Source organism: Staphylococcus debuckii, from assembly GCF_003718735.1.
GTDB classification, from domain to species: Bacteria; Bacillota; Bacilli; order Staphylococcales; family Staphylococcaceae; genus Staphylococcus; species Staphylococcus debuckii.
On the sequence record NZ_CP033460.1, the window covers coordinates 1,943,325 to 1,968,278 of the forward strand.

Below are 24,954 nucleotides of genomic sequence, written 5' to 3' on the forward strand. Positions count from 1 at the left end.
ATTCCATACCTATAATCTCAACCTTATTTTCTTTCAAATAATGCGACGGTTTCGATGTGTGTAGTTTGTGGGAACATGTCCACAGGAGTAATTTCTTTCAATTGATATTGTTCTGTTAAAATACCAGCATCCCTTTGTTGTGTAGAAGGATTGCAAGAAATATAAACAATACGTTTAGGGTTCAATTCTAATAATGTTTTTAAGAATTGTTCATCGCAACCTTTACGCGGAGGGTCCACCATTACGACATCTGGTTGAATTCCATCTGCTTTCCATTGCATAATCACATCTTCTGCTTTACCGCACACAAAGGTAGTATTATCATAACCATTCAACTCAGCGTTTTGTTGAGCGTCTTTGATAGCTGCAGGTACCACTTCTACTCCATAAACATGTTGAGCTTTTTCAGCCATATACAGACCTATTGTACCGATACCGCAATAAGTATCTAACACTGTTTCATTACCATTTAGTTGCGCATACTTTAAAGCTTTATTATATAATTTGACCGTTTGTTCTGAATTAATTTGATAAAATGATTGATCACTGATTTTGAAGGCTACAGAATCTAAATCATCTACTATTTCATCCTTGCCATAAAGCGTTTGAGAGTGTCGGCCCATAATCACATTTGAATGAGATTCGTTAATATTTTGAATCACACTTTTAATATTCGGTACCGCTTCAACCAACTTCTCAATTATAGCTGGAGCTTGTTTAAATCTCTTCCCATTGGTAACAAACACAACCATTACTTCACGTGAGACATGTCCTACACGAATAATAACATGACGCAATAACCCCTCTTTTGATTTCTCATTATAAATTGAAACCTTATGTTGATTCAGCAAATCTTTAATCATAACCATCAAGCGATTTTGTACACTGTCTTGAATGATACACTCTTCCATGTCAATGATATCGTGGCTGCGTTGTCTATAAAATCCCATAATGGCTTTGCCAGCTTTATTTTTGCCGATAGGAATTTGAGACTTATTACGATAATACCAAGGATTCTTCATGCCGATTGTTTCATTAATTACAGTATCGGTATACTTCCCTCTTCTATGGAAAAGATTAACGACTTGATTGCGTTTCATTTCAAGTTGAGCCTCATAGGCAAGATGCTGCAACTGGCAACCTCCGCATTTATAATAATAAACACAAGGAGGCTCTACACGTTCAGGACTATCTTCAAAAATCTGCAATAATTTCCCAATCGCAAAGTTTTTATTGACTTTAATCAGCTTATATTCGATTTCTTCTCCAGTTAATGCTTGGGGAATAAAGACAGGATATCTATCAATTTTCACAACCCCATGCCCTTCATGAGTCAGGTCGATGACACGCCCTTTTCTTATTTCATTTTTCTTTAACGCTTCCACTTTCTTACCTCCATAGAAAAAAGGTCAGGAGTGGTATATTCCTTCCTAACCTTCGATTATCAATCTTGATCAATTAATTCAGTGTTTTTAACATCTTTAGGTGTATAAACTTCGATATGTTGTTTCAAATTCAAGAAATTGGCAGGCAATTGACCGCCGTATTCACCATCCACATTAAGGGGCATTTGTTCAAAAGAAGAAACATTTACAGATTTGGCCTTTTCATAAGTGACCTTTGGATGTTTAATATGTTCCCCTCTTGAAGCTAATGTCATAATGTGTCCTAATTCTGCCAGATTAGCTTTCTCTACAATAATTAAAGTAAAATATCCATCATCTAAGCGAGCATCTGGCACTAATTTTTCAAAACCAGCCATTGAATTTGTCAGGCCTAACAAGAATAATAAAATTTCGCCTTGGAATACTTTGCCATCGTATTCAATACGGACATCAATATTTTTCATTTGCGGCAGCATTTCCATGCCTTTAATGTAGTAAGCAAACGGACCTACAAAAGTTTTCAACTTGCTCGAAGTCTCATAAGAAACTTCCGTAATCCGTCCTCCTGCTGCTAAGTTGATGAAATAACGGCTATTCATCTTACCGATATCTACTTTTACAGTATGACCTTCTGTAATAACATCTACGGCCTTCAGAATATCGGTCGGCAAATGAAGTGCGCGTCCAAAATCATTTACTGTACCCATTGGAATGACACCGATCTTAGGGCGATTCGGATGTTCGGCCACACCATTTACTACTTCGTTCAATGTGCCGTCACCGCCAGCGACAACTAACATTTCATAGTCTTCATGCAGGGCACGTTTGGCTTCTATTGTAGCATCTCCAGCTTTTTGTGTAGCATATGCACTTGTTTCAAAACCTGCTTTTTCCATTTTCACCAAAACTTCAGGCAGCATCCGTTTAAACAATTCCTTACCTGAAGTCGGATTATAAATAATTCTTGCGCGTTTTCTCATAAATAATCCCTCATCATTTTTACTCACATTCAATTTTATATGATTTCCCTTAGAGTTAAAAGTATTAATGGCTGGATTTGACAAATAAACTTCTAAAAAATGAGCTCTTCTGAAAACACCGCAATGGTCTCTCTTTTAAATAATAAAAATCCTGTTATCAATTGTATTTCAACATGCTTGATAACAGGATTATTTTTAAAGTCAGACTCAGCGTTTATCTAATTCTTGTTGTAATAATTTATTAACCATTTGCGGGTTAGCTTGTCCTTTAGAAGCTTTCATAATTTGTCCGACTAAGAAGCCTTTCGCACGGCCTTTACCGTTTTTAAAGTCTTCTACAGATTGAGGGTTATTATCTAATGCTTCGTTTACGAAGTTTAATAATACTGATTCATCTGAGATTTGGACTAAACCTTTGTCTTCCATAATTTGTTTAGCGTCTCCGCCGTTTTCAGCTAATTCTGGGAAGACTTTTTTCGCAATTTTACTGCTCATTGTGCCGTCTTCAATTAACTTAATCATACCAGCAAGATTTTCAGGTGTTAATTTAGTATCTTGAAGTTCAACTTGGTTTTTATTCAAGTACTCATTGACACCGCCCATTAACCAGTTAGAAGTTAATTTTACATCTGCACCGGCTTCAACTGCGCCTTCAAAGAAATCAGACATTTCTTTAGTTAAAGTCAACACGTGTGCATCGTATGCAGGCAAGCCATATTCGTTCACGTATTTTTCTTTACGTGCATCTGGTAATTCTGGAATCGTTTGACGAACGCGTTCTTTCCATTCTTCATCTACATACAATGGTACGATATCTGGTTCTGGGAAGTAACGGTAATCATCTGAACCTTCTTTAACACGCATTAAAATAGTTTTACCAGTTGATTCATCGAAACGACGTGTTTCTTGCAATACTTCTCCGCCATTTAATAATTCTTCTTCTTGGCGTTTTTCTTCGTATTCAAGACCTTTACGCACATAGTTGAATGAGTTCAAGTTTTTCAATTCAGCTTTTGTACCGAATTCTTCTTGACCATATGGGCGTAATGAAATATTAGCATCACAACGCAATGAACCTTCTTCCATTTTACAGTCAGAAACACCTGTATATTGGATGATTGAACGTAATTTTTCAAGATAAGCATAAGCTTCTTGAGGTGAACGGATATCTGGTTCAGACACGATTTCAATTAACGGTGTACCTTGACGGTTCAAGTCTACTAATGAGTATCCGTCTTTATGTGTCGATTTACCTGCATCTTCTTCCATATGCAAACGCGTAATACCAATACGTTTAGTTTCACCGTCTACTTCGATATCAATGTAACCATGTTCTCCGATAGGTTGGTCAAATTGAGAAATTTGATACGCTTTCGGATTATCTGGATAGAAATAGTTTTTACGGTCGAATTTAGATTCAGTCGCAATTTCCATATTTAAAGCCATAGATGCACGCATTGCCCAGTCTACAGCACGTCTATTTACAACTGGCAATACACCTGGGTATGCTAGGTCGATTACATTTGTATTTGAGTTAGGTTCTGCTCCGAAATGTGCAGGTGATGGAGAGAACATTTTAGAGTCTGTTTTCAACTCAACATGGACTTCAAGTCCAATCACTGTTTCAAAATGCATGATTCTTTAACACTCCTTATAAATTTTGATATTGGTCATGTAAGTTATATTGTTGTTCGAATTGATAAGCCACACGGTAAAGTGTTTTTTCATCGAATGGTTTGCCGATAAACTGCAATCCGATTGGTCTGTCATTTGATTGGCCGCAAGGTACTGAGATACCAGGTAAGCCGGCAAGATTGACTGGAGTTGTTAATAAATCGTTTGCATACATTGTTAACGGATCATTGATTTCTTCGCCTAGATTGAAGGCTGGTGTAGGTGTTGTAGGCCCAACTACTACATCATAGTCTTCAAAGACACGTTCAAAGTCTTGACGGATCAATGTTCTTACTTTTTGAGATTTCTTGTAGTAAGCATCATAGTAACCAGAACTTAATGCGAAAGTACCTAATAAGATACGACGTTTAACTTCTTTACCGAATCCTTCGCTACGAGATAATTTATATAATTCATCTAGTGACTTCGCTTCTTTAGAGTGGAAACCATAACGGATACCATCGAAACGAGATAAGTTAGATGATGCTTCAGATGATGCGATAACATAATAAGAAGGAATACCGTAACTTGTATTTGGTAAGGATACTTCTTCAACGATAGCGCCTTCCCCTTCTAAAATTTCAACCGCATTGCGAACCGCTTCTTTCACTTCATCATTCACACCTTCACCTAAATATTCTTTAGGCAATGCAATTTTCATACCGCGGATATCTTTCCCAATTTCTGAAGTGAAGTCGTGGTCTTCAACCGGTGCGCTTGTAGAATCGTGTTTATCTTCACCTACAATTGTTTCTAAAACAATGGCATTATCTTTAACATTACGTGTTAAAGGTCCGATTTGGTCTAATGAAGAAGCAAATGCTACTAAACCAAAGCGAGATACACGGCCATAAGTCGGTTTCATGCCAACAATACCGCAATAAGCTGCTGGTTGACGAATAGAACCGCCAGTATCAGAACCTAAACTAAATGGTACTAAGCCAGCTGCGACTGCTGCTGCTGAACCGCCTGATGAACCACCAGGTACTGCTGAATGATCAAAAGGGTTCACTGTTTTCTTATAATAAGATGTTTCAGTTGAACCGCCCATTGCGAATTCATCCATATTTAATTTACCGATTAATACGGCATTTTCATTATGCAATTTATTCATTACAGTAGATTCATAAATTGGAACGAAACCTTCCAGCATTTTGCTAGCACAAGTTGTTTCAAGACCTTCAGTAATAATATTATCTTTAATTCCCATAGGAATACCGAATAATTTGCCTTCCATTTGGTCTTTCGCTTGCAATTCATCTAATTCTTCTGCTTTTTTAACTGCATTTTCTTTATCTAAAGCTAAAAATGATTGAATACTAGGATCAGTTTCTTCAATTGCGTCATAGATATCTTTGACAACTTCTGAAGGTTTGATTTCTTTGTTCTTAATCATTTTGCTTAATTTTTCAACTGATTCATAACGAATAGACATTACGCATCCTCCCCGCTGATGATTGATGGTACTTTAAATTGGCCATCTTCTGTTTCTTTTGCATTTTTAAGTGCAAGTTCTTGAGGAATGCCTTTGATTGCTTTGTCCTCTCTTAAAACGTTTTGCAAATCTAATACGTGATACGTCGGTTCAACTGAACTTGTATCTGCTGTATCAATTTGTTGGGCAAAGTTTAAAATAGTTTCTAATGTGTCTTGCATTTCAGTAGTTTCTTCTGGTGAAATATGAAGTTTAGATAAATTTGCAATATGTTCAACTTCTTCACGTGATACTCTAGCCATTAATGAATTGCCTCCTTAATAATACTTCATCATTAAATTGTATCAAAAAAATGCTTGGAAATCTAAGGTTTTTAGCTTGCTGAACCTGGCTTGCAGGAACTTTGTCCCTTTTAACTTAATCATAATCTTTTTTAAATGCAAGCTTTTATATGTCTATAAATTATCGCACTTCTGCTTGATTATATTTTTATACATCTCACATTATAAAAACACTGATAAAAACGATGGGAATTTACGTAATCTCAGAATATATGTAAGCGCTTTACACATTGCCATTATGCGTTTATATTTTTTCTCAATTTTTAAAATATTTATACCCCATTTTTCAGAATTATTGTATAATAATGCGTATACATTGAAATTTCAATGAGAAAAGGGGGAAACCACGATGTTTATTTTAGGTACTTCAGTAAGCAGTCAAATTGATGCAGACTGGCAAACGTACATTATGATTGGTGTTTATTTCTTGATACTTGTAATCATCGGGATTTATGGTTATAAGCAATCAACAGGCAATCTGAGCGAATACATGTTAGGAGGACGTAACATCGGACCGTACATCACTGCCCTGTCTGCAGGTGCATCTGATATGAGTGGTTGGATGATCATGGGCTTACCAGGTTCTGTGTATTCTACTGGCTTGTCCGCCATTTGGATTACCATTGGTTTAAGTTTGGGAGCTTATTTAAACTACTTCATTGTTGCTCCAAGATTGCGTGTTTATACAGAACTTGCAGGAGATGCTATTACATTACCGGACTTCTTTAAAAATAGATTAGATGATCATTCTAATATTATTAAAATTATCTCTGGTGCGATCATCGTCATCTTCTTCACTTTATATACACACTCTGGATTTGTTTCAGGCGGAAAGTTATTTGAAACTGCTTTTGGTTTGAACTATCGTTACGGTTTAATTATGGTAGCTGTTATCGTTATTTTCTATACCTTCTTAGGTGGTTATTTAGCGGTATCCATTACAGATTTCTTCCAAGGTGTCATCATGTTAATCGCGATGGTTATGGTACCTGTAGTCGCACTCTTGAAATTGAATGGCTGGGACATATTCCATCAAGTTGCAGAAATGAAACCTACTAATTTAGATTTATTCCGAGGTACTACGGTATTAGGTATTATTTCATTATTCTCTTGGGGACTGGGATATTTTGGACAACCACACATCATTGTGCGTTTTATGTCCATTAAATCTTTTAAACTCTTACCTAAAGCACGTCGCGTCGGTATTATTTGGATGATAATTGGACTTGCAGGTGCCTGTTTAGTTGGGTTGACAGGCATTGCATTCGTACCAGCTTATCATATTACACTCAAAGATCCTGAAACATTATTTATCATCATGGGGCAAGTTCTTTTCCATCCATTAGTTGGCGGTTTCTTACTTGCTGCAATATTGGCTGCTATTATGAGTACGATTTCTTCTCAATTACTCGTAACTTCTAGTTCATTGACAGAAGATTTCTATAAATTAATTCGTGGTAAAAAAGCAAATACTAAAAAACATGAAAAAGAATTCGTACTTGTCGGTCGTATTTCCGTAATGGTAGTTGCGTTTGTAGCAATCTGGATTGCTTGGACTCCAAATGATACTATTTTAAACTTAGTTGGTAACGCTTGGGCAGGCTTTGGAGCAGCATTCAGTCCACTCGTTCTTTTCTCATTGTATTGGAAAGGCTTAACAAGAGCTGGCGCAATCAGTGGTATGGTTGCTGGGGCAGCCACAGTTATTATTTGGATTGTATTCATTAAGCCATTAGCAGATATCAATGAAATATTTGGTTTATATGAAATTATTCCTGGTTTTATTATGAGTGTAATCTTTACTTATGTAGTAAGTAAATTAACTCAAAAACCAAGTGCACGCACGATCGGAGAATTGGACGAAGTCAAACAAATTCTTCATACTAAATAATTTACACTAAAAAGCCTCATCGCTACTTGTTTGTAACGACGAGGCTTATTTGTTATCTTAAATAACTATTTTTTATCGTGCTTTGCATATGATTTACTCGTAATTTGTCCGCCATTTACAATCACATCTTTTTCTGGGAATGGCTTTTCATCGAAGAAGTTTGTTAATAAGTTTTTAACCCCTTCTTCAATACGATGTTGTGCTTCAATTACCATACCTGAATAATGAATGGTCATAGCATTACGCGGCATTTTTCTCCAAGGATGATCAGCTGGCGCAGGTTGAGGATACCAAACGTTGCCACCGTAACCTTGAATATGATTTTCTTCTACCATTTGGACAATTTCATCTTTGTTCACGATTTTACCACGTGCACAGTTAACGATATAACTTCCGTCTTTCATTTTGCTGATAGTATCATAATCAAATAAATTATCTGTCTCAGGAGTCAATGGTGATGTGATAATAATAACATCACTCGTAGCGACTAACTCATCGAAATCAACGTATTTCGAGAAGTCTGTATCTTCTTGACTAGAACGTCTGTGATGTTGAATATTAACATCGAATGGTTTCAAACGTTCACCAACTAAACGTCCGATTCTGCCTAAACCGAAGATACCGATTGTTTTATGTTGTAATTCAAATGCATGGTTAGTCACTTTAGTAAGATTCCAAGTACCTCCTTCTGACTGATGGTGTCCTTCTTCATAGTTACGCACTAAAATCAAAGTTAACATTACAATATGTTCTGCCACACTGACCGTATTGGAATCTGTTACTTCGACAACAGAAATATTATGTTTGCTGGCCGCTTCTAAATCAACATGGTCAGAACCTACCCCTGCTGTCACAGCGAGTTTCAAATTGGGTGCTTTTTCAATACGTTCTGCAGTCATATAGGCTGGATAGAAAGGTGCACTGATTACAACGTCCATATCTTTAAGATGTTGATCTAAATCTTCCTCTCCGTTTTTTAAAACTACTAATTCATGTCCTCTTTCTTCTAAAAAAGGACGTAAATTTAATGCAGATTGATCATCTAATATATTATTTTCAGTTTCCCCTTCAGTTGCTTCAGGAAATAATGCTACAATTTTCATTTATAATCACCTTATTCTTTATATTTTATATTTTGAAAAGTTAGTCACATTAGTTCTAAGTTTCCCTTATTGCACTTACCTAAACAATTCAACATGTTTTATCACATTTTTGTCATAAAAAAAGACACCTTCATTAGGCGTCTCTTTTATAAGCATTTCTTTAGTTTTTATAAATATGAACTTGCGGTTTTTTATCATCTTTCGTTTTAGTAATTAAAGCTCTTGCATTATTTCCATCTTTAATATGAATTTCATATTCATCAATACTGCTGAAATATTTTTCAGCTTGTTCTGTTACATATTGTGTAATACCAGTCAATTCTGCTTTACCATAATAATCAATTGGTAAGTCAATAGAAACTTGTTGTGGTTTTTTATTTACAAATTTTGCTTTACCTACTGCTTGCGTAAAGTTTGTAAAGTATGATTGCAAGTTATCGTTGAATTGCTTGAAATTATTGTTCAAGCTTTCATCTAAGTCGCCCGCTTCTTGTGAAGGCAGTAATACTGTTTTCTCATCAATCGATTTCCAATCATTGATTCGCGTCTGACCCTCATCAGCAGTTGCACCTGCTACAAACTCACCAGGAATAATTTCATCTTCTCCTGATTGAAGATAAATCGCAAAGTGAATTGGAATGTCTTTCAATGCTTTGTTTTCACGTAAACGAGATAAGATTTCGTCTGACATACGTTTACCTTCTTTTTCAACTTTAGCTTTGTCTAATTTCTTGCTGAAAGTTTCGCCATCTTTTTCTTTTTGATAGTAGTAAACACTGTTCATTGCTAGACCGATTGTCATTCCTTTAATTTTTTTACCTTCAGTATCTCTGTTGCCGTAGAAGTCTTGTTCTAAAATATTAGATAAATAAGCTGGTGACTTTTCTGCAATTTTCTTTTCGTCTTTTTCACCATTATGTGAAGGATTCAGTCCTAAATTTTCATTAGCATTCTTGTCTTCTTTATCATCGGCAGACATCTTATCAATTTCAGATTTCGTATATTTCGGTTCAAGATAGGAATTGATTGTATCTTTGTCTAGATATTGTCCGTCTTGGTAAAGGTATTTATCAGTTGGAAAGACTTCTTTGCTTTGTTTCAGCAAACCATCCTCAAAATCTTCGCCGTTGTAGCCACTTGCCATATTTTGTTGCAGCAGACCTCTTGCTTGGCTTTCTTTAAAAGGTAAAATTGTACGGTAATTATCCCCTTGCACATCTTTATCCGTAGCAATTTGCTTAACATTATTAGAATCTGTTTTCTGACTGCTTTCATTTTTCTCTGATTTATCTTGCTCATTCTTATTGCCACACGCTGTGAGAATCAATAAGAGAGAGATGAGTAATACAAATGTCCGCTTCATGCCCCGATCTCCTCTATTGTTTATTTGTTTTCAATTTCTTTTTGTTTTTCCATAAATTCTTCTTCAGACCAGACTTCAGTACCAAGTTTTTCTGCCTTAGTTAATTTAGAACCTGCATCTTCTCCTGCAATTACAAGATCTGTATTTTTAGTTACGCTGCTCGTTGTTTTGGCACCTTGAGCTTCAAGCCATTTTGAAGCTTCAGTACGCGTCATGTTATGCAGTTTACCAGTTAACACAACCGTTTTGCCGTTAAACTCAGAATCAGTCTGGATTTCTGTTGTTTTTAGGCCTTCATATGTCATATTAACATTTTTTCTGCGCAGTTTTTCAATTAAAGCGATAATGTCTTCGTTATTTAAATACGTAATTAAAGATGTCGCTAATTTATCACCGATGTCATGAATTTCCAGCAACTCTTCTTCAGTAACTTTAAATAATCTATCCATGGTTTCAAAACGCTCAGCAATCACCTGGCTGGCTTTGACACCTAAATGTCTGATACCTAATCCGAACAAAAGATGTTCGAGTGAATTATCCTTCGAATCTTCGATTGCTTTTAATAAATTATCCGCTTTCTTTTCACCCATTCTTTCAAGCGGTAATAAATCATCTTTAGTTAAATAATAAAGATCGCCGACATCTTTGATGATTTCATTTTCATAGAGCTGCATAATAATCTTAGTACCTAATCCATCGATATTCATGGCTTGTCTAGAGACAAAATGAATCATACCTTCTACTAATTGTGCTGGGCATTTAGGGTTGATACAACGTAACGCCACTTCACCATCTAAACGGACTAATTCGTGACCGCAACTTGGACAATGCGTCGGCATGTGATAGGTTTCAGTACCTTCTGGTCGCCGTTCAGGTAAGCTCCGAATAACTTCAGGAATAATATCTCCTGCCTTTTTAATCACTACGCTGTCTCCAATACGGATATCCTTCTCATGAATCAAATCCTCATTATGCAAAGAAGCGCGAGAAACTGTCGTACCTGCAACTCTGACAGGTTCTAACACGGCAGTTGGCGTAACTACTCCTGTTCTGCCGATACTCAACTCGATATCTAGTAACTTGGTCACTACTTCTTCAGCAGGGAATTTATAAGCAATAGCCCATCTTGGTGATTTCTGAGTAAACCCAAGTTCATCTTGTTCTTCTAAATCATTGACTTTGATTACAATACCGTCGATATCATAAGGTAATGCTTCACGATGTGCTGTCCAATATTTAATATACTCTAACACACCCTCAATGTCTGCAACTCGTTTACGATTTTGATTGGTTTTGAAACCGAGTTCATCTAATTCATCTAAAGCTTCACTTTGAGATTCAGCGTGGAAATTCGTAAAATCATTTACACTATATAAAAAGACACTGAGTCGGCGTTTAGATGCAAGTTTCGAATCTAACTGGCGCAATGAACCTGCTGCTGCATTTCTGGGATTGGCAAAAGCTTGCTCGCCCGCTTCTTCCTTTTGCTGATTTAAATGCTCGAAAGATTTCTTCGGCATATAAGCTTCGCCGCGTACTTCAAATGTCAGCGGTTTATTGATACGCAAGGGAATCGCGCGAATCGTACGTAAATTGGCAGTAATATCCTCTCCGATGGTACCGTCACCACGCGTTAAACCTTGCACGAAGCGGCCCTCTTCATATTTCAAAGAAACGGCTAAACCATCAATTTTCAATTCACACATGTATTCCACTTTGCCTGCTTTTTCACGTACACGTGCATCAAAGCGACGCAATTCTTCTTCATTAAACGCGTTGCCTAAACTAAGCATAGGTGTATCATGACGTACTTTGTTAAAAGTCACTTGTGCTTCTCCGCCTACTCTGACTGTCGGAGAATCTTCTGTTTTATATTCTGGGTGTGCATTTTCGATATCAATCAATTCACGCAGTAACTTATCGTATTCACTATCAGGAACTGACGGATTGTCTTGAACATAATATTCATGACTGTATTTATTTAAAAGATGATGTAACTCTTGTACTCGAGCTGCAAGTTCGGCCATACATTAATCCTCCTTCTTCTCAATTGGAGCAAAATTCGCTAGTAATCGTTTCGGTCCTTGTGACTTGAAAATAATATCTAATTCTACTGATCCATTTTTCTCATTCACATTGCTGACCATACCTTCACCCCATGCTTTATGCATCACTTTATCTCCGACATGCCAATCGCTAGAAGCAACTGCTGCGTTTCTAGAAACACGTCGGCTAGGTCCGCGTTTAGCAGGTTTCTTATCACCGAAGGAACTACCGATTCTGCTTTCTTTCTTTTTACCCTTATCCAGCAAATCTTCTGGAATTTCTGTTAAAAATCTGGAAGCAGCATTAGATTGAATGCCTCCGAATAACGTTCTAGAAGTCGCGTGTGTCAGGTATAACTCTTCTTCAGCACGAGTAATGGCTACATAACAAATACGGCGCTCTTCTTCCATTTCATGTTCATCGTCACTTTTAATGGAACGAATATGCGGGAAGATAGATTCCTCCATACCCATAATAAAGACGATTGGGAATTCCAAACCTTTTGCAGAGTGCATCGTCATTAAAGTTACGCCATTTTCAATATCTGCTTCATCAATATCAGCAACCAATGATAAATCTGTTAAGAAGTTAATTAATGACTGTTCTTCTAACGGTGTGTTTTTCTCGTAATCCATTGGTACAGACATGAACTCTTCAATATTTTCTAACCGACTGCGTGATTCAAGTGATTGATCACGTTCTAACATTTCTTTATAACCAGATTTTTCCAAGATTTCTTCTACAATTTCAGTGATTTCTAAGAATTCTTGTTCTTTAATCAAGTTAGAAATTAAGTTGTAGAATCCTAACGCTTCTTTGACTACCTTCTTAGATAGTCCGATAAAGTCCGCTTCTGCCAAGGCATCAAACATACTGATATCATTCTGTTGTGCGTAATTTTGAATTTTATCTACAGAGGTTGGACCGATACCGCGTTTCGGTACATTAATGACACGTTGCAAACTGATGTCATCATTACTGTTAGCCACTAAACGTAAGTAACTGAGTAAGTCTTTGATTTCTTTACGGTCATAGAACTTATGACCGCCGACCATTGTGTATGGAATATTAGCTTTCATAAATGTTTCTTCAAGCACACGAGATTGTGCATTCGTACGATATAAAATGGCCATATCATTGAAGCTTTTATTATTTTCGCGTTGCTGACGCATGATTTCTTTTACCACGTATTGTGCTTCATCTTTTTCAGTCACTGCTTCATAATAATTGATTTTCTTACCTTCATTATTGGCTGTCCATAAGCCTTTAGGTTTACGTTCTGTATTATTTTTTATCACTTCGTTCGCAGCATTTAAAATTACTTTCGTTGAACGATAATTCTGTTCCAAGAAAATCGTTTTAGCATTTGGGTAATCTTCTTCAAACGATAAAATGTTTTGTATATCAGCACCACGCCAACCGTAAATAGATTGGTCTGAGTCACCTACGACACATAAGTTTTTAAATTTACGAGCGAGTAATTGCACTAAAGTGTATTGAGCACGATTGGTATCTTGGTATTCGTCAACGTGGATGTATTGGAATTTATTTTGATAATATTCTAAGACGTCTGGAACACGTTCGAATAAGGTAATTGTAGTCATAATCAAGTCGTCAAAATCTAATGCTGCATTTCGGGACAATTGACGTTGATAACCTTCATATACACGTGCGACCATGTCAGACATGAAATCTGTCGCTTCGGCTACTGCATCTTCAGGTGTTTTCAATTCATTTTTCAAATTGCTGATTTGACCGATAAACATTCTTGGTTCATAACGTTTCGGATCGATATTTTCTCGTTTCAGCACATCTTTTATCACTGATTTCTGGTCAGTCGGATCAATAATCGTAAAGTTGCGTTCAATCCCAATGCGGTCTGCATCTCTACGTAAGATTCGTACGCACATGGAGTGGAAAGTCGACATCCAGATTGCTTGTGCCTCTTCGCCTACAAGTTTCTCTACACGTTCTTTCATTTCACGTGCGGCTTTGTTTGTGAAAGTGATGGCCAATACATTATAAGGAGAAACTCCCTTTTCATCTAACAAATAAGCAATTCGATGCGTTAAGACTCTCGTTTTTCCTGAACCTGCTCCGGCCATGATTAAAAGCGGGCCTTCTGTTGTGCGCACCGCTTCGCTCTGTTCCGTATTCATATTGTTTAATAACGCATTCATTATGATTTCTCCTTTATTTTTACAGTTTTCAATGCTTGCTTTACATCCTCATACACTAAATTACCTACTACAATAGTGTCAGCAACTTCCGCAGCTGCCTTCGCATCGTTGATTGAGGATATACCTCCTCCATAAAAGACATGGGCCTCTTCCAAGGTTTCTTTGGCGGCACGCACCTTTTCCATATCACCAAAGGTACCGCTGTATTCTATGTACATAATCGGAAATCTATAGACTTTATCTGTCATCAAGGCGTAAGCTTCAATATCTTCGGTCTCTAAGTTGGTTTGAGCTTGTGTCTTTACTGCCACTTTCGAATCAGGATTCAAGACGAGGTAGCCTTGGAAGATGACTTCATCGAAATCCATCATGTGCCCGTATTCTTTCAATGCTTCTAGTAAAATGCCGTTTTGGTAGGTCACATCTGGGCTGTTCAACACCATCGGAACGAAGTAAAAATCAAAGCCGGGCATTGTACTTTCAAGATTAGAAATCTCGAGCACTAAGGGAAGCGGGTAGCGGCGGACGCGGCTCATTAATTGAATCACATTATCTTCAGTTACATTATCTGTTCCGCCGATAATAATGGCGTCTGTTTCTGACATGCAAATTTTGTCTAAATCCTCATCGTTAATCATCTTTGCAGGATCTAATTTAAACACATGTTTCCACTTTTTAATGTCGTACATATCTACGCTCTCCTTCTCTTAACATACCTTTGATTATATCATTTTTAGGGGTTAGATTCTAAGTTGATGTATATGAAAATCTTTAAAGCTTTGTAAAAAAATATACTTTCAAATTCCATGAAAATATGTTTCCGCTTACTTCTTATTTCCAGTGTTTTACGGCGTATAAAACCCATTCGCACTAAACTAAATGGAATGGGTGGTGTATATCAAACGTTATTCATTTGTTTCAATATTCATTCGGTCTAATACTACTGTGTATGCATCATTGCCCCATTGTAATGAGCGTTTTACTCTGGAAATAGTCGCTGTTGATGCACCGGTTTCTTTTTCGATCGTTGCGTATGTGTATCCTTGTTTAATCATTTTTGCGACTTGGAGTCTTTGAGATAACGATTGAATTTCGTTGACTGTACATAAGTCGTCGAAGAATTGGTAACATTCTTCTCTATTTTCAAGCGTTAAAATCGCATCAAATAACTCATCTAATGCCTTGCCTCGTAATTTCTCAATTTGCATATCAAACAACTCCTGTTCTATATATTCATACCTATTTTAACGTACTAATACGTTAAAGTGTAGTAATCCAATACGAAAAGGAGTTGTTTTTTTATTATATCAAATTATAACATACAAATTAGTCTGCTAATCCTGCACGTTCAAAAATTGTATCTACTTGATTTAAGTGATGTTTAGGATCGAAGGCTTTATCTAAATCTTCTTTGCTTAATACATCTGTAATTTGTGAATCTTGTTCAAGTAATTCACGGAATGGCGTTTTAGTTTCCCAAGATTTCATAGCTTTAGGTTGAACTAAATCGTATGCTTGTTCACGTACCATACCTTTATTGATAAGTGTTAATAGTACACGTTGTGAATAAATCAAACCGAAAGTTTTATTGATATTTTCCATCATATTATCTTCAAATACAGTTAAACGGTCGATAATGTTTGTAAAGCGGTTTAAAGCATAATCTAAAGCGATTGTCACATCCGGCAACATAATACGTTCTGCTGAAGAGTGAGAAATGTCACGTTCATGCCATAAAGGCACGTCTTCGTATGCAGTTGTGATATAACCACGGATGACACGAGAGATACCAGTGATATTTTCAGAACCGATTGGGTTACGTTTATGCGGCATTGCCGAAGATCCTTTTTGACCTTTAGCAAATGCTTCTTCTACTTCACGTGTTTCAGTTTTTTGTAATCCACGTACTTCCACTGCAAATTTTTCCATAGAAGTAGCAATTAAAGCAAGTGTCGCAATATAGTAAGCGTGACGGTCACGTTGCAATGTTTGTGTTGATACTGGAGCTGCATCAAGGCCTAAATGTTCTGTAACGTATGCTTCGATTTCAGGAGGAATATTAGCAAAAGTTCCTACTGCCCCGCTCATTTTACCCACTTCAATTTCTTCTCTGACTGCTTTGAAACGTTTCAAGTTACGTAACATTTCTTGATACCATAATGCCATTTTCACACCAAATGTAGTCGGTTCAGCGTGGACGCCATGTGTACGACCCATCATTAATGTATATTTATATTTTTTGGCTTTAGCAGCTAATACTTCGATAAAACGTTCAATGTCTTTTTCTAAAATATCGTTCGCTTGTTTGATTTGATAACTTAATGCAGTATCTACTACATCTGTAGAAGTTAAACCATAATGCACCCATTTACGTTCTTCGCCTAATGTTTCAGAAACTTGACGTGTAAATGCCACTACATCATGACGTGTTTCTAATTCGATTTCTTTTGCACGATCTACATCTACACGTGCATTTTCACGAATTTTCTTAACGTCTTCCTCTGGGATAAATCCTAATTTACTCCAAGCTTCGCATGCTAGAATTTCAACCTCTAACCATGCTTCATAACGATTTTGGTCTGTCCAAATTTGAGACATTTCTTCTCGAGAATAACGTTCAATCATTTCATAAACTCCTATCTTAAAGTTTGATTTTTAAATATCCATCGTTCGCTTTATATGTACATTATCATTGAATTTTTTGAAAAACGTTCGACTTTTTATCCTTATACTCTCTATTTTAACAGAATATTTTTCAAATGTATAAAGATTTTCAGAACTTTTTCAAGAAAAAGGACTAGAACATTAATTCGTCCCAGCCCAAGCTTTCTTGCATTTACAGCTTTACTCTTCTATTTTTTTACCGACAAATTGAATAAATTGACGTTCTACTTCAATACTGCCGTCATTATTTTCACGATAGACTGGTTTTTCAAAACGTTTCACAGGCATATATCCCGCTTCTCGCATACGTTTCAAACAATCTTGTATTGTTTCATCTTCTCTGACTTCAAATTTCATCTGTATCATAGGCCTTTAATTTTTTACTTCGTACGCCTTTAACCCAGAATCCGCCATGGAGTGTGCGGGCTTCATATGCGATAACGAATGCTTTTTCATCAAGTTGTTTAATGGTATCCATCAACTTCAACTCAAAACGTCTAGGTGTAAGAATTTGCATTACAAGACGTTCGCCATCTCTTCCGTATGCTGGGAAATGCGTAACACCATAACCTAAATTTCTTAACTGTGTAGGCAAATCTAACTCATAATTAGCGGTCGTCACATTGACCACTGAATATCCCAAAGCAAGTTTCTCTTCAATTTTCATACCGACAATGATACCGATAGAGAAACCTAAAGCATAAGCAATAATATTTTGGAATTTATCTAAGTTCGCCATAACAAGTCCTAAGCCGATAATGTAAATCAATACTTCCACAAAACTCACCGCTGCAGCGATGTAACGGTAACCTTTCAAGGTAAGAATTGTACGGACTGTTAAGCATGTGACGTATGCCACGTTAATGACAAAGATTGCAAGCAACATCAGCCAAGGATTCGCTGATATAACTGACAATATAACAAACCTCTTTTCAAATTTTGATTCACATTATTTTATCAGTCGCTCAATAATTTGTCACTCTTTTTCTTTATCAGAGTCAGTTTTAGGCCATGTAAATCGTGTATAAGCAAGCTCTCTTTTATGGGCATTACGTAAATAATGCTGTTCTATTTTTTTCTGATCTGCTTCAGAGACAGGACGTCCTTCTAAATAATCGTCAATAGCTTGATAAGTCACACCTAGCGCTTCTTCATCCGGCAATTGCGGTTTATCATCTTCTAAATCGGCAGTCGGTATTTTTTCGTATAAATGCTTCGGCGCGCCTAAATATTCTAGTAACTGTCTGCCTTGGCGTTTATCTAAACCGAAGAGCGGCGCAATATCTGCTGCTCCATCTCCGTATTTTGTAAAGAAACCTGTAATATTTTCGGCTGAATGATCGGTACCGATAACAATTCCGCTTGTATTTGCTGCTATCGCAAATTGTACTTTCATGCGTTCACGTGCTTTTTCATTACCGCGTTGAAAATCAGTTAAATGAAAGCCCGCTTCTTCCAAAGCTTTCACACCTTGATCAACTGCTGGTTTAATATTGACCGTTACCGTTTGATCAGGCTGAATAAATTCTAAAGCATCTTCTACTTCATCTGCATCTCTTTGTACACCATATGGAAGTTTCACTGCGATAAATTGACAATCACGTCCTTCTGAACGCAACTCGCTCACCGCGATTTCTGCCAAACGTCCTGCTAATGTAGAATCTTGTCCTCCCGAAATACCTAATACCAAAGTTTGAATAAAGCTGTGTGATTGAACATAAGTTTTAATAAAACGAATAATGTCGCGTGTTTCTGACTCACTGTCGATTTCAGGTTTCACTTTCATCTCATTTAAAATGATATCGCGCAATTCACTCATGACGCTCCTCCATTTCTTTGACATTTTCAGCCACTTCGAAAATTTTCTGTTGCTTATTATCCCAACAAGCTTGACTTAAGTCGACTGGGTATTCTTGAGGGTTCAAGAAACGTTTGTTTTCTTCCCATAAATGACTTAAATTGCTTTCTAAGAAGTTTTGAGCGGTCTTTTCATCTGGTAAATCATAAACTAACTTGCCATCTTTATAAATATCATTATGCAAGTCAATCGCCTCGAATGATTTAACAGTCTTGCTCTTATACGTATGCACAGGGTGGAACAATTTCAACGGTTTTTCATCATATGGATTTTCATAAGCCATAGTAATATAATCGCCTTCAGCTTTGCCTGTTTTCTTATTAATAATACGATAGACATTTTTCTTACCCGGTGTCGTAACTTTTTCAGCATTATTAGAGAGTTTAATACGGTCTTGATATTCGCCGTTTTCATCCTCTACTGCTACTAATTTATACACGGCGCCTAGTGCGGGTTGATCATGACCTGTAATTAATTTTGTACCGATACCCCAAGAATCGACTTTAGCGCCTTGTGCTTTCAAACTCATAATTGTTTGTTCGTCCAAGTCGTTAGAAGCAATAATTTTAGCATCTGTAAATCCAGCATCATCAAGCATTTGACGTGCTTTTTTAGACAAATACGCAATATCGCCTGAGTCTAAACGAATACCGATGAAGTTGATTTTATCGCCTAATTCTTTCGCAACTTGTATCGCAGAAGGCACACCTGATTTCAAAGTATGGAAAGTATCAACTAAGAATACACAATCCTTGTGACGTTCTGCGTATTTTTTGAAAGCAACATACTCATCACCATATGTTTGAACAAAAGCGTGTGCATGTGTACCGGAAACTGGAATTCCGAATAATTTACCAGCACGGACATTACTTGTCGCATCAAACCCGCCGATAATAGCTGCTCTTGCTCCCCATAAAGCTGCATCTTCTTCTTGGGCACGACGTGTACCGAATTCCATTAACGTATCGTCAGGTGCCACTTGTTTGATGCGGCTTGCCTTAGTTGCAATCAATGTATGGAAATTGACAATGTTCAAGAGAATCGTTTCTACTAATTGCGCTTGAATTAACGGTGCTTCCACTCTGACAAGCGGTTCATTATTGAAGCAAACCTCTCCTTCTTCCATTGCTCTGACATTACCAGTAAAACGTAAATCTTTTAAGTAATCTAAGAAATCATCTTTGTAGCCGATAGATCTAAGATACTCAATATCTGATTCTGTAAAATGGAAATTTTCAATAAATTGAATTGCTCTGCGTAAACCGTTAAATACAGCATATCCGCTATCGAATGGCATTTTACGGAAGTATAAATCAAAGACTGCCTTTCTTTCGTGCACATTATCATACCAATAGCTTTCCGCCATATTTATTTGATATAAATCATTATGAAGCATTAAGCTATCATCTTTGTATTGATACATAACTTTCTCCCCAATCAACCGTTTTGTGTTTAGTTTATCACAATAACTGTTCCTTTAATACGTTAGCACCCTCTTTATCTTACTTTTCAGCAAATCAAAATAAACCATGTGTGATTTTATTTGTAAATAGTATATTAGTGGATGTGAAAATTTTGTTGAATTTGTGAAAAATTCATGCATAATTAATGGAATTTTATTAGGGCTTTTTAGTTAAAAATTCTATAATAATAGATGAGGTGAATGCGGAATGTTATTAGAAAAAGCGAGAGAATTTATTAACACAATGTATCGCGAATTAAACTATTCACAAAGCGAAATTGATAGTCGCTTGGACGAAATTAAAAATGAAATTGCTGAAACAGGAACCTATCGACATACGAGCGAAGAACTCACATATGGAGCACGAATGGCTTGGCGTAATTCCAACAGATGTATCGGACGCTTGTTTTGGGAAACATTGATTGTTCAAGATGCCAGAGATGTAGAAACGAATGAAGATTTTATAGAAGCGATTGATACGCATTTAAAAGAAGCCACAAACGGAGGCAAAATCAAATCTTACATTACTATTTTTTCTCCGGATCAGCCTCCCACTATTTATAATAATCAACTTATACGTTACGCAGGTTATGAGGATAAAGGCGACCCGGCTGAAAGAGAGATTACAAAGCTTGCCCAGCATCTCGGTTGGCAAGGTGCCGGTACAGACTTTGATGTCTTGCCTCTGATTTATCAGTTGCCGTATGAAACAGAAATGCGCATGTACGAACTGCCTCCAGAATTAGTACTCGAGGTACCTATCGAACACCGCAACTATCCTAAGTTAAAGGAATTAGGTATTAAATGGTATGCGGTGCCGATTATTTCAAATATGGATTTAAAAATTGGCGGAATCACTTATGGAACCGTACCTTTCAATGGTTGGTATATGGTTAATGAAATTGCGGTGCGTAATTTCACAGATAGTTATCGCTATAATTTGATAGAAAAGGTTGCAGAAGCGTTCGAATTTGATACACTTAAAAATACTTCATTTAATAAAGATCGTATCGTCGTTGAGCTGAACGATGCTGTTTATCATTCATTCAAAAAACACAATGTTTCGATTGTAGATCACTTAACAGCTGCGAAACAGTTTGAACATTTTGAACGCAATGAAGAACAAGCAGAGCGTCAAGTAACCGGAAAATGGTCATGGCTAGTGCCGTCTCTTTCACCTACACTCGTTTCAAATTACCACCATGGTTATTCAAATGAGATGAAAGAACCGAACTTTTTCTATAAAAAGAAAGCTGAAAAAACAGGCTGCCCTTTCCATTAATCAGTGACTGAGATCACCAAAGGGGAATTACAGATGAATTTATATTATTTAGGTCCGAAAGGTACATTTTCATACCTTGCTTCTCAAAAGTATCTGCCAGAAAACGAAGCAGATTATATACCGAAATCAAATCTGTATGAGGTTGTACAAGCTGTACAAGATTATCCGGGCAGTATCGGTATTGTGCCGATTGAAAATTCAATCGAGGGTACAATTAATATTATTGCTGATGGTTTAGCGAACCAAAATATTTATGCCTTAGATGAAATACATTTGAATATTCAATTTGCGTTGTATGGTCTGCGAGGTATAGAATGCTCTCAACTCGACAAAGTGTATTCAATTGCACCAGCCATCAGTCAAACGAGCAATTTTATAGCTGAACATGATTATCAAATTGGTTACACAGAAAGCACAGTGCAAAGCTTAGATTACATTGATGCGCACACTGGTGCCATCGCTCCAATGGGATTGACCGATATTCATAATCACAATATTTCAGCTTTAGCTCAAAATATTGAAGATTTCCCACATAATGTGACGCGCTTTCTAGTCATCGGCAGTCAATTGGAACTGTCAGAAACTGCGACAGATACTATGTTGCTCATTACACCGAAAGAAGACCGTGCCGGGTTATTAGCGACAATATTGAATACGTTTGCTATCTTTAATATCAATTTATCTTGGATTGAATCTCGTCCTTTAAAAACGCAGCTTGGCATGTACCACTTCTTTGTACAAGCCGACACGCCTTTAAATGATGAATTGCATAAGGTGATTAAAATACTAGAAACTTTAGATTATCAAGTTAAACTTATCGGCTCTTTCAACAAAAGCATATAAAGCAACTACCCTTTTAGAGCAGCTCACTAATGAGGCCGTTTTAAAGGGGTTTTATCATTATTTTTCAATACTTAGGACAATTATGTTAAGGGTATATAGCTCAATGAGAGGTGAAACTAATGGCAAAAATGGATACTATCCGTATACACGGAGCGAAACAAAACAATTTAAAGGATATTTCTGTAGATATCCCAAAACATGAAATTACTGTCTTTACAGGGCGTTCTGGATCTGGCAAATCATCATTAGTATTTAATACACTCGCAGCTGAATCTGAACGCTTACTCAATGAAACTTATTCAACCTATATACAGCACCAATTGACACAATACGAAAAACCAGATGTAGATTTAATTGAAAATCTGCCTGTGGCTATGATTATTAATCAAAAACGCTTAGGTGGAAACTCACGTTCTACTGTCGGAACTATTTCTGATATTTACGCATCTGTGCGTTTATTATGGTCTAGAATCGGCGAACCTTTCGTCGGCTATTCCGATATCTTCTCCTTCAATAATCCAAAGGGTATGTGTGAGACTTGCTCTGGATTAGGTTATGTAGAAGATATTGATTTGAATGAGTTGCTTGATTATGATAAATCATTAAATGAAGATGCAATTAAATTCCCTTCGTTTCGTCCCGATAGTTGGCGCGGTAAACGTTATTTGTACTCAGGACTGTTTGATAATGATAAAAAGTTAAAAGATTATACTGAAGAAGAAATGAATACTTTCTTATATACAGAACCTACTAAATTAAAAAATCCGCCTAGCAATTGGCCGCGCACTGCTAAATTTGAAGGATTGATTCACAGATTCAGACGGTCTTTTTTATTAAATGATAACTTTGAAAAAAATAAATTCCGTAGTGATGTCGATCGTGTGGTAACTTCTAAAGTCTGCCCTACTTGTCATGGTAAACGACTGAATCAAAAGGTATTAAGTTGTAAAATTAACGGCTTAGATATTGCAGATTTCACTGCGTTGCCTATTGATGAAGCCATTGAGTTCTTAGAACAAATCGATTCACCAAAAGCAAAATTTATTATTGAACCTTTACTGCAACAAATGAAATCATTAAGTTATATCGGTTTAAATTATTTATCACTTTCTAGAGAAACAACAACTTTATCAGGCGGCGAATCACAAAGAATCAAATTAATCCGTCATTTGAACAGTCCGCTCAGTGATTTAGTTTATATCATTGATGAACCGAGTGTCGGGCTGCATCCTGAAGACATTCAACGTATCAATGAAATTATTATATCTTTAAAGAATAAAGGCAACACCGTTCTAGTGGTAGAACATGACCCAGATGTGATCAAAATTGCAGACCATATTATCGATTTAGGTCCTTTTGCTGGGAAAAATGGCGGCGAAATTACTTTTGAAGGGACTTATAAAGCTTTACTTTCTTCAGACACCAGTACTGGGAAAGCTTTAAGACGCAAACATACTTTGAAAAAGCACCCTATTCAAAATGAAGATAAAATTCACTTATCACATATTTCTAGAAATAATTTACAAGATGTTTCTGTTGAGCTACCAAAGCATGCTATGACGGTCGTGACAGGCGTTGCTGGCTCAGGAAAAAGTTCTTTGATACATGCGGGATTTGAGAATCAAGATAATGTTACTTTTATTGACCAAAAGCCTGTACATGCTTCCAGTCGTTCTAATCTGCTCACCTACTTAAATATTTTTGACGATATCAGAGACTTTTTCAGTAAAGCAACTGGCATGAAGAAAAGCATGTTCAGTTATAACTCTGAAGGTGCTTGCCCAGAATGTCACGGCAAAGGCGTTTTAAAAACTGAGTTAGCTTTTATGCCTGACTTTACACAAGTATGCGATGTGTGCGGAGGTACACGTTATCGTCCAGAAGTATTAGAAGCTAAAGTAGATGGTTATTCTATCGCGGATATTTTATCTTTGACTGTGGATGAAGCAATAGACTTCTTTAGCAGTAACCCAAAAGTTGCAGAACCGCTTCAAGCTTTAAAAGCTACCGGCCTTGACTATATGACCCTCGGACAGTCTCTTGATACACTTTCCGGCGGTGAAATCCAACGTGTCAAACTTAGTCGTTATTTAACAGAATCAGCTTCAGTAGAAAATCAAATCTTTATCTTTGATGAGCCAACAACTGGTCTGCATGAAGATGATATTCCAATTCTGATAGAGAGCTTTAATCATCTTATCCAACGCAACAATACAGTAATCCTAATAGAACATAATTTGACGATGATGACAGAAGCGGATTGGATAATCGATATTGGTCCTTATGCCGGCTCGCGTGGCGGAAAATTATTATTCGAGGGATTGCCGAAAGATTTATTGAAAGAAGATCAATCGGTAACCGCAAAACATTTACGTGGCTATCTTAACCAATAATAAATCATTATGAATATAAAGAAGAGACCCTATGGAAACGGTATATCCCGCTCC

General features: G+C 36.7%; 20 protein-coding genes. 4 read left to right on the top strand and 16 right to left on the bottom strand.

Annotation, left to right across the window (positions count from 1 at the left end; all coding sequences use genetic code 11):
* Positions 1-23: 23 nt before the first annotated feature.
* The 5 genes from rlmD to gatC form a co-directional block, all read right to left on the bottom strand.
* A complete protein-coding gene (gene rlmD / locus CNQ82_RS09320; protein ID WP_123145033.1) occupies positions 24-1,385 on the bottom strand; it encodes a 23S rRNA (uracil(1939)-C(5))-methyltransferase RlmD in 1,362 nt (453 codons plus the stop codon).
* Positions 1,386-1,444: 59 nt separating this feature from the next.
* Positions 1,445-2,365 (bottom strand): diacylglycerol kinase, encoded by a 921-nt coding sequence (locus CNQ82_RS09325; RefSeq protein ID WP_123145034.1) that lies wholly within the window; start codon positions 2,363-2,365, stop codon positions 1,445-1,447.
* Between the two features lie 207 nt (positions 2,366-2,572).
* Positions 2,573-4,000, bottom strand: a complete 1,428-nt coding sequence (gene gatB / locus CNQ82_RS09330) for an Asp-tRNA(Asn)/Glu-tRNA(Gln) amidotransferase subunit GatB (protein WP_095104494.1) — start codon at positions 3,998-4,000, stop codon at positions 2,573-2,575.
* 16 nt (positions 4,001-4,016) lie between these two features.
* Positions 4,017-5,474: an Asp-tRNA(Asn)/Glu-tRNA(Gln) amidotransferase subunit GatA gene (gene gatA / locus CNQ82_RS09335; protein WP_123145035.1), complete on the bottom strand. Its 1,458-nt coding sequence runs from the start codon at positions 5,472-5,474 to the stop codon at positions 4,017-4,019.
* Positions 5,474-5,776 carry an Asp-tRNA(Asn)/Glu-tRNA(Gln) amidotransferase subunit GatC gene (gene gatC, locus CNQ82_RS09340; protein WP_095107250.1) on the bottom strand — a complete coding sequence of 101 codons (303 nt, stop codon included), beginning with the start codon at positions 5,774-5,776 and terminating at the stop codon, positions 5,474-5,476. The genes gatA and gatC overlap by 1 nt, the downstream gene beginning before the upstream one ends.
* Before the next feature lie 388 nt (positions 5,777-6,164).
* On the opposite strand from gatC, the gene putP reads away from it, so the two are divergent.
* A complete protein-coding gene (putP, locus tag CNQ82_RS09345) occupies positions 6,165-7,706 on the top strand; it encodes a sodium/proline symporter PutP (protein ID WP_123145036.1) in 1,542 nt (513 codons plus the stop codon).
* A 65-nt stretch (positions 7,707-7,771) separates the two neighbouring features.
* On the opposite strand, the gene CNQ82_RS09350 is transcribed toward putP, so the two are convergent.
* The 11 genes from CNQ82_RS09350 to CNQ82_RS09400 all read right to left on the bottom strand — a co-directional run bounded on the left by CNQ82_RS09350 (position 7,772) and on the right by CNQ82_RS09400 (position 20,343).
* Positions 7,772-8,809: an NAD-dependent formate dehydrogenase gene (locus CNQ82_RS09350; RefSeq protein ID WP_123145037.1), complete on the bottom strand. Its 1,038-nt coding sequence runs from the start codon at positions 8,807-8,809 to the stop codon at positions 7,772-7,774.
* A gap of 160 nt (positions 8,810-8,969) precedes the next feature.
* Positions 8,970-10,172 carry a CamS family sex pheromone protein gene (locus CNQ82_RS09355; protein WP_123145038.1) on the bottom strand — a complete coding sequence of 401 codons (1,203 nt, stop codon included), beginning with the start codon at positions 10,170-10,172 and terminating at the stop codon, positions 8,970-8,972.
* 20 nt (positions 10,173-10,192) lie between these two features.
* Positions 10,193-12,199 carry an NAD-dependent DNA ligase LigA gene (gene ligA, locus CNQ82_RS09360; protein WP_123145039.1) on the bottom strand — a complete coding sequence of 669 codons (2,007 nt, stop codon included), beginning with the start codon at positions 12,197-12,199 and terminating at the stop codon, positions 10,193-10,195.
* Between the two features lie 3 nt (positions 12,200-12,202).
* Positions 12,203-14,398: a DNA helicase PcrA gene (gene pcrA / locus CNQ82_RS09365; RefSeq protein WP_123145040.1), complete on the bottom strand. Its 2,196-nt coding sequence runs from the start codon at positions 14,396-14,398 to the stop codon at positions 12,203-12,205.
* Complete coding sequence (pcrB, locus tag CNQ82_RS09370) at positions 14,398-15,087, bottom strand: heptaprenylglyceryl phosphate synthase (RefSeq protein WP_123145041.1); 690 nt, start codon at positions 15,085-15,087, stop codon at positions 14,398-14,400. Before pcrB ends, pcrA begins: the two co-directional genes overlap by 1 nt.
* Positions 15,088-15,303: 216 nt before the next feature.
* Positions 15,304-15,606: a YerC/YecD family TrpR-related protein gene (locus tag CNQ82_RS09375; protein WP_095104475.1), complete on the bottom strand. Its 303-nt coding sequence runs from the start codon at positions 15,604-15,606 to the stop codon at positions 15,304-15,306.
* Between the two features lie 118 nt (positions 15,607-15,724).
* On the bottom strand, positions 15,725-17,023 hold the full coding sequence (purB, locus tag CNQ82_RS09380; RefSeq protein ID WP_123145042.1) for an adenylosuccinate lyase: 1,299 nt from the start codon (positions 17,021-17,023) through the stop codon (positions 15,725-15,727).
* 219 nt (positions 17,024-17,242) lie between these two features.
* A complete protein-coding gene (locus CNQ82_RS09385) occupies positions 17,243-17,419 on the bottom strand; it encodes an NETI motif-containing protein (RefSeq protein WP_123145043.1) in 177 nt (58 codons plus the stop codon).
* Complete coding sequence (locus CNQ82_RS09390; protein ID WP_371685342.1) at positions 17,409-17,948, bottom strand: DUF2179 domain-containing protein; 540 nt, start codon at positions 17,946-17,948, stop codon at positions 17,409-17,411. The genes CNQ82_RS09385 and CNQ82_RS09390 overlap by 11 nt, the downstream gene beginning before the upstream one ends.
* Positions 17,949-18,038: 90 nt before the next feature.
* Positions 18,039-18,881: an ammonia-dependent NAD(+) synthetase gene (nadE, locus tag CNQ82_RS09395; RefSeq protein WP_123145044.1), complete on the bottom strand. Its 843-nt coding sequence runs from the start codon at positions 18,879-18,881 to the stop codon at positions 18,039-18,041.
* Positions 18,874-20,343 carry a nicotinate phosphoribosyltransferase gene (locus CNQ82_RS09400; RefSeq protein WP_123145045.1) on the bottom strand — a complete coding sequence of 490 codons (1,470 nt, stop codon included), beginning with the start codon at positions 20,341-20,343 and terminating at the stop codon, positions 18,874-18,876. The genes nadE and CNQ82_RS09400 overlap by 8 nt, the downstream gene beginning before the upstream one ends.
* 247 nt (positions 20,344-20,590) lie before the next feature.
* On the opposite strand from CNQ82_RS09400, the gene CNQ82_RS09405 reads away from it, so the two are divergent.
* The 3 genes from CNQ82_RS09405 to CNQ82_RS09415 all read left to right on the top strand — a co-directional run bounded on the left by CNQ82_RS09405 (position 20,591) and on the right by CNQ82_RS09415 (position 24,900).
* Positions 20,591-21,664: a nitric oxide synthase oxygenase gene (locus CNQ82_RS09405; protein ID WP_123145046.1), complete on the top strand. Its 1,074-nt coding sequence runs from the start codon at positions 20,591-20,593 to the stop codon at positions 21,662-21,664.
* A gap of 33 nt (positions 21,665-21,697) precedes the next feature.
* Positions 21,698-22,507, top strand: a complete 810-nt coding sequence (locus CNQ82_RS09410) for a prephenate dehydratase (protein ID WP_123145047.1) — start codon at positions 21,698-21,700, stop codon at positions 22,505-22,507.
* Between the two features lie 128 nt (positions 22,508-22,635).
* Complete coding sequence (locus CNQ82_RS09415) at positions 22,636-24,900, top strand: ATP-binding cassette domain-containing protein (RefSeq protein ID WP_123145665.1); 2,265 nt, start codon at positions 22,636-22,638, stop codon at positions 24,898-24,900.
* The last annotated feature ends 54 nt before the right edge of the window (positions 24,901-24,954 follow it).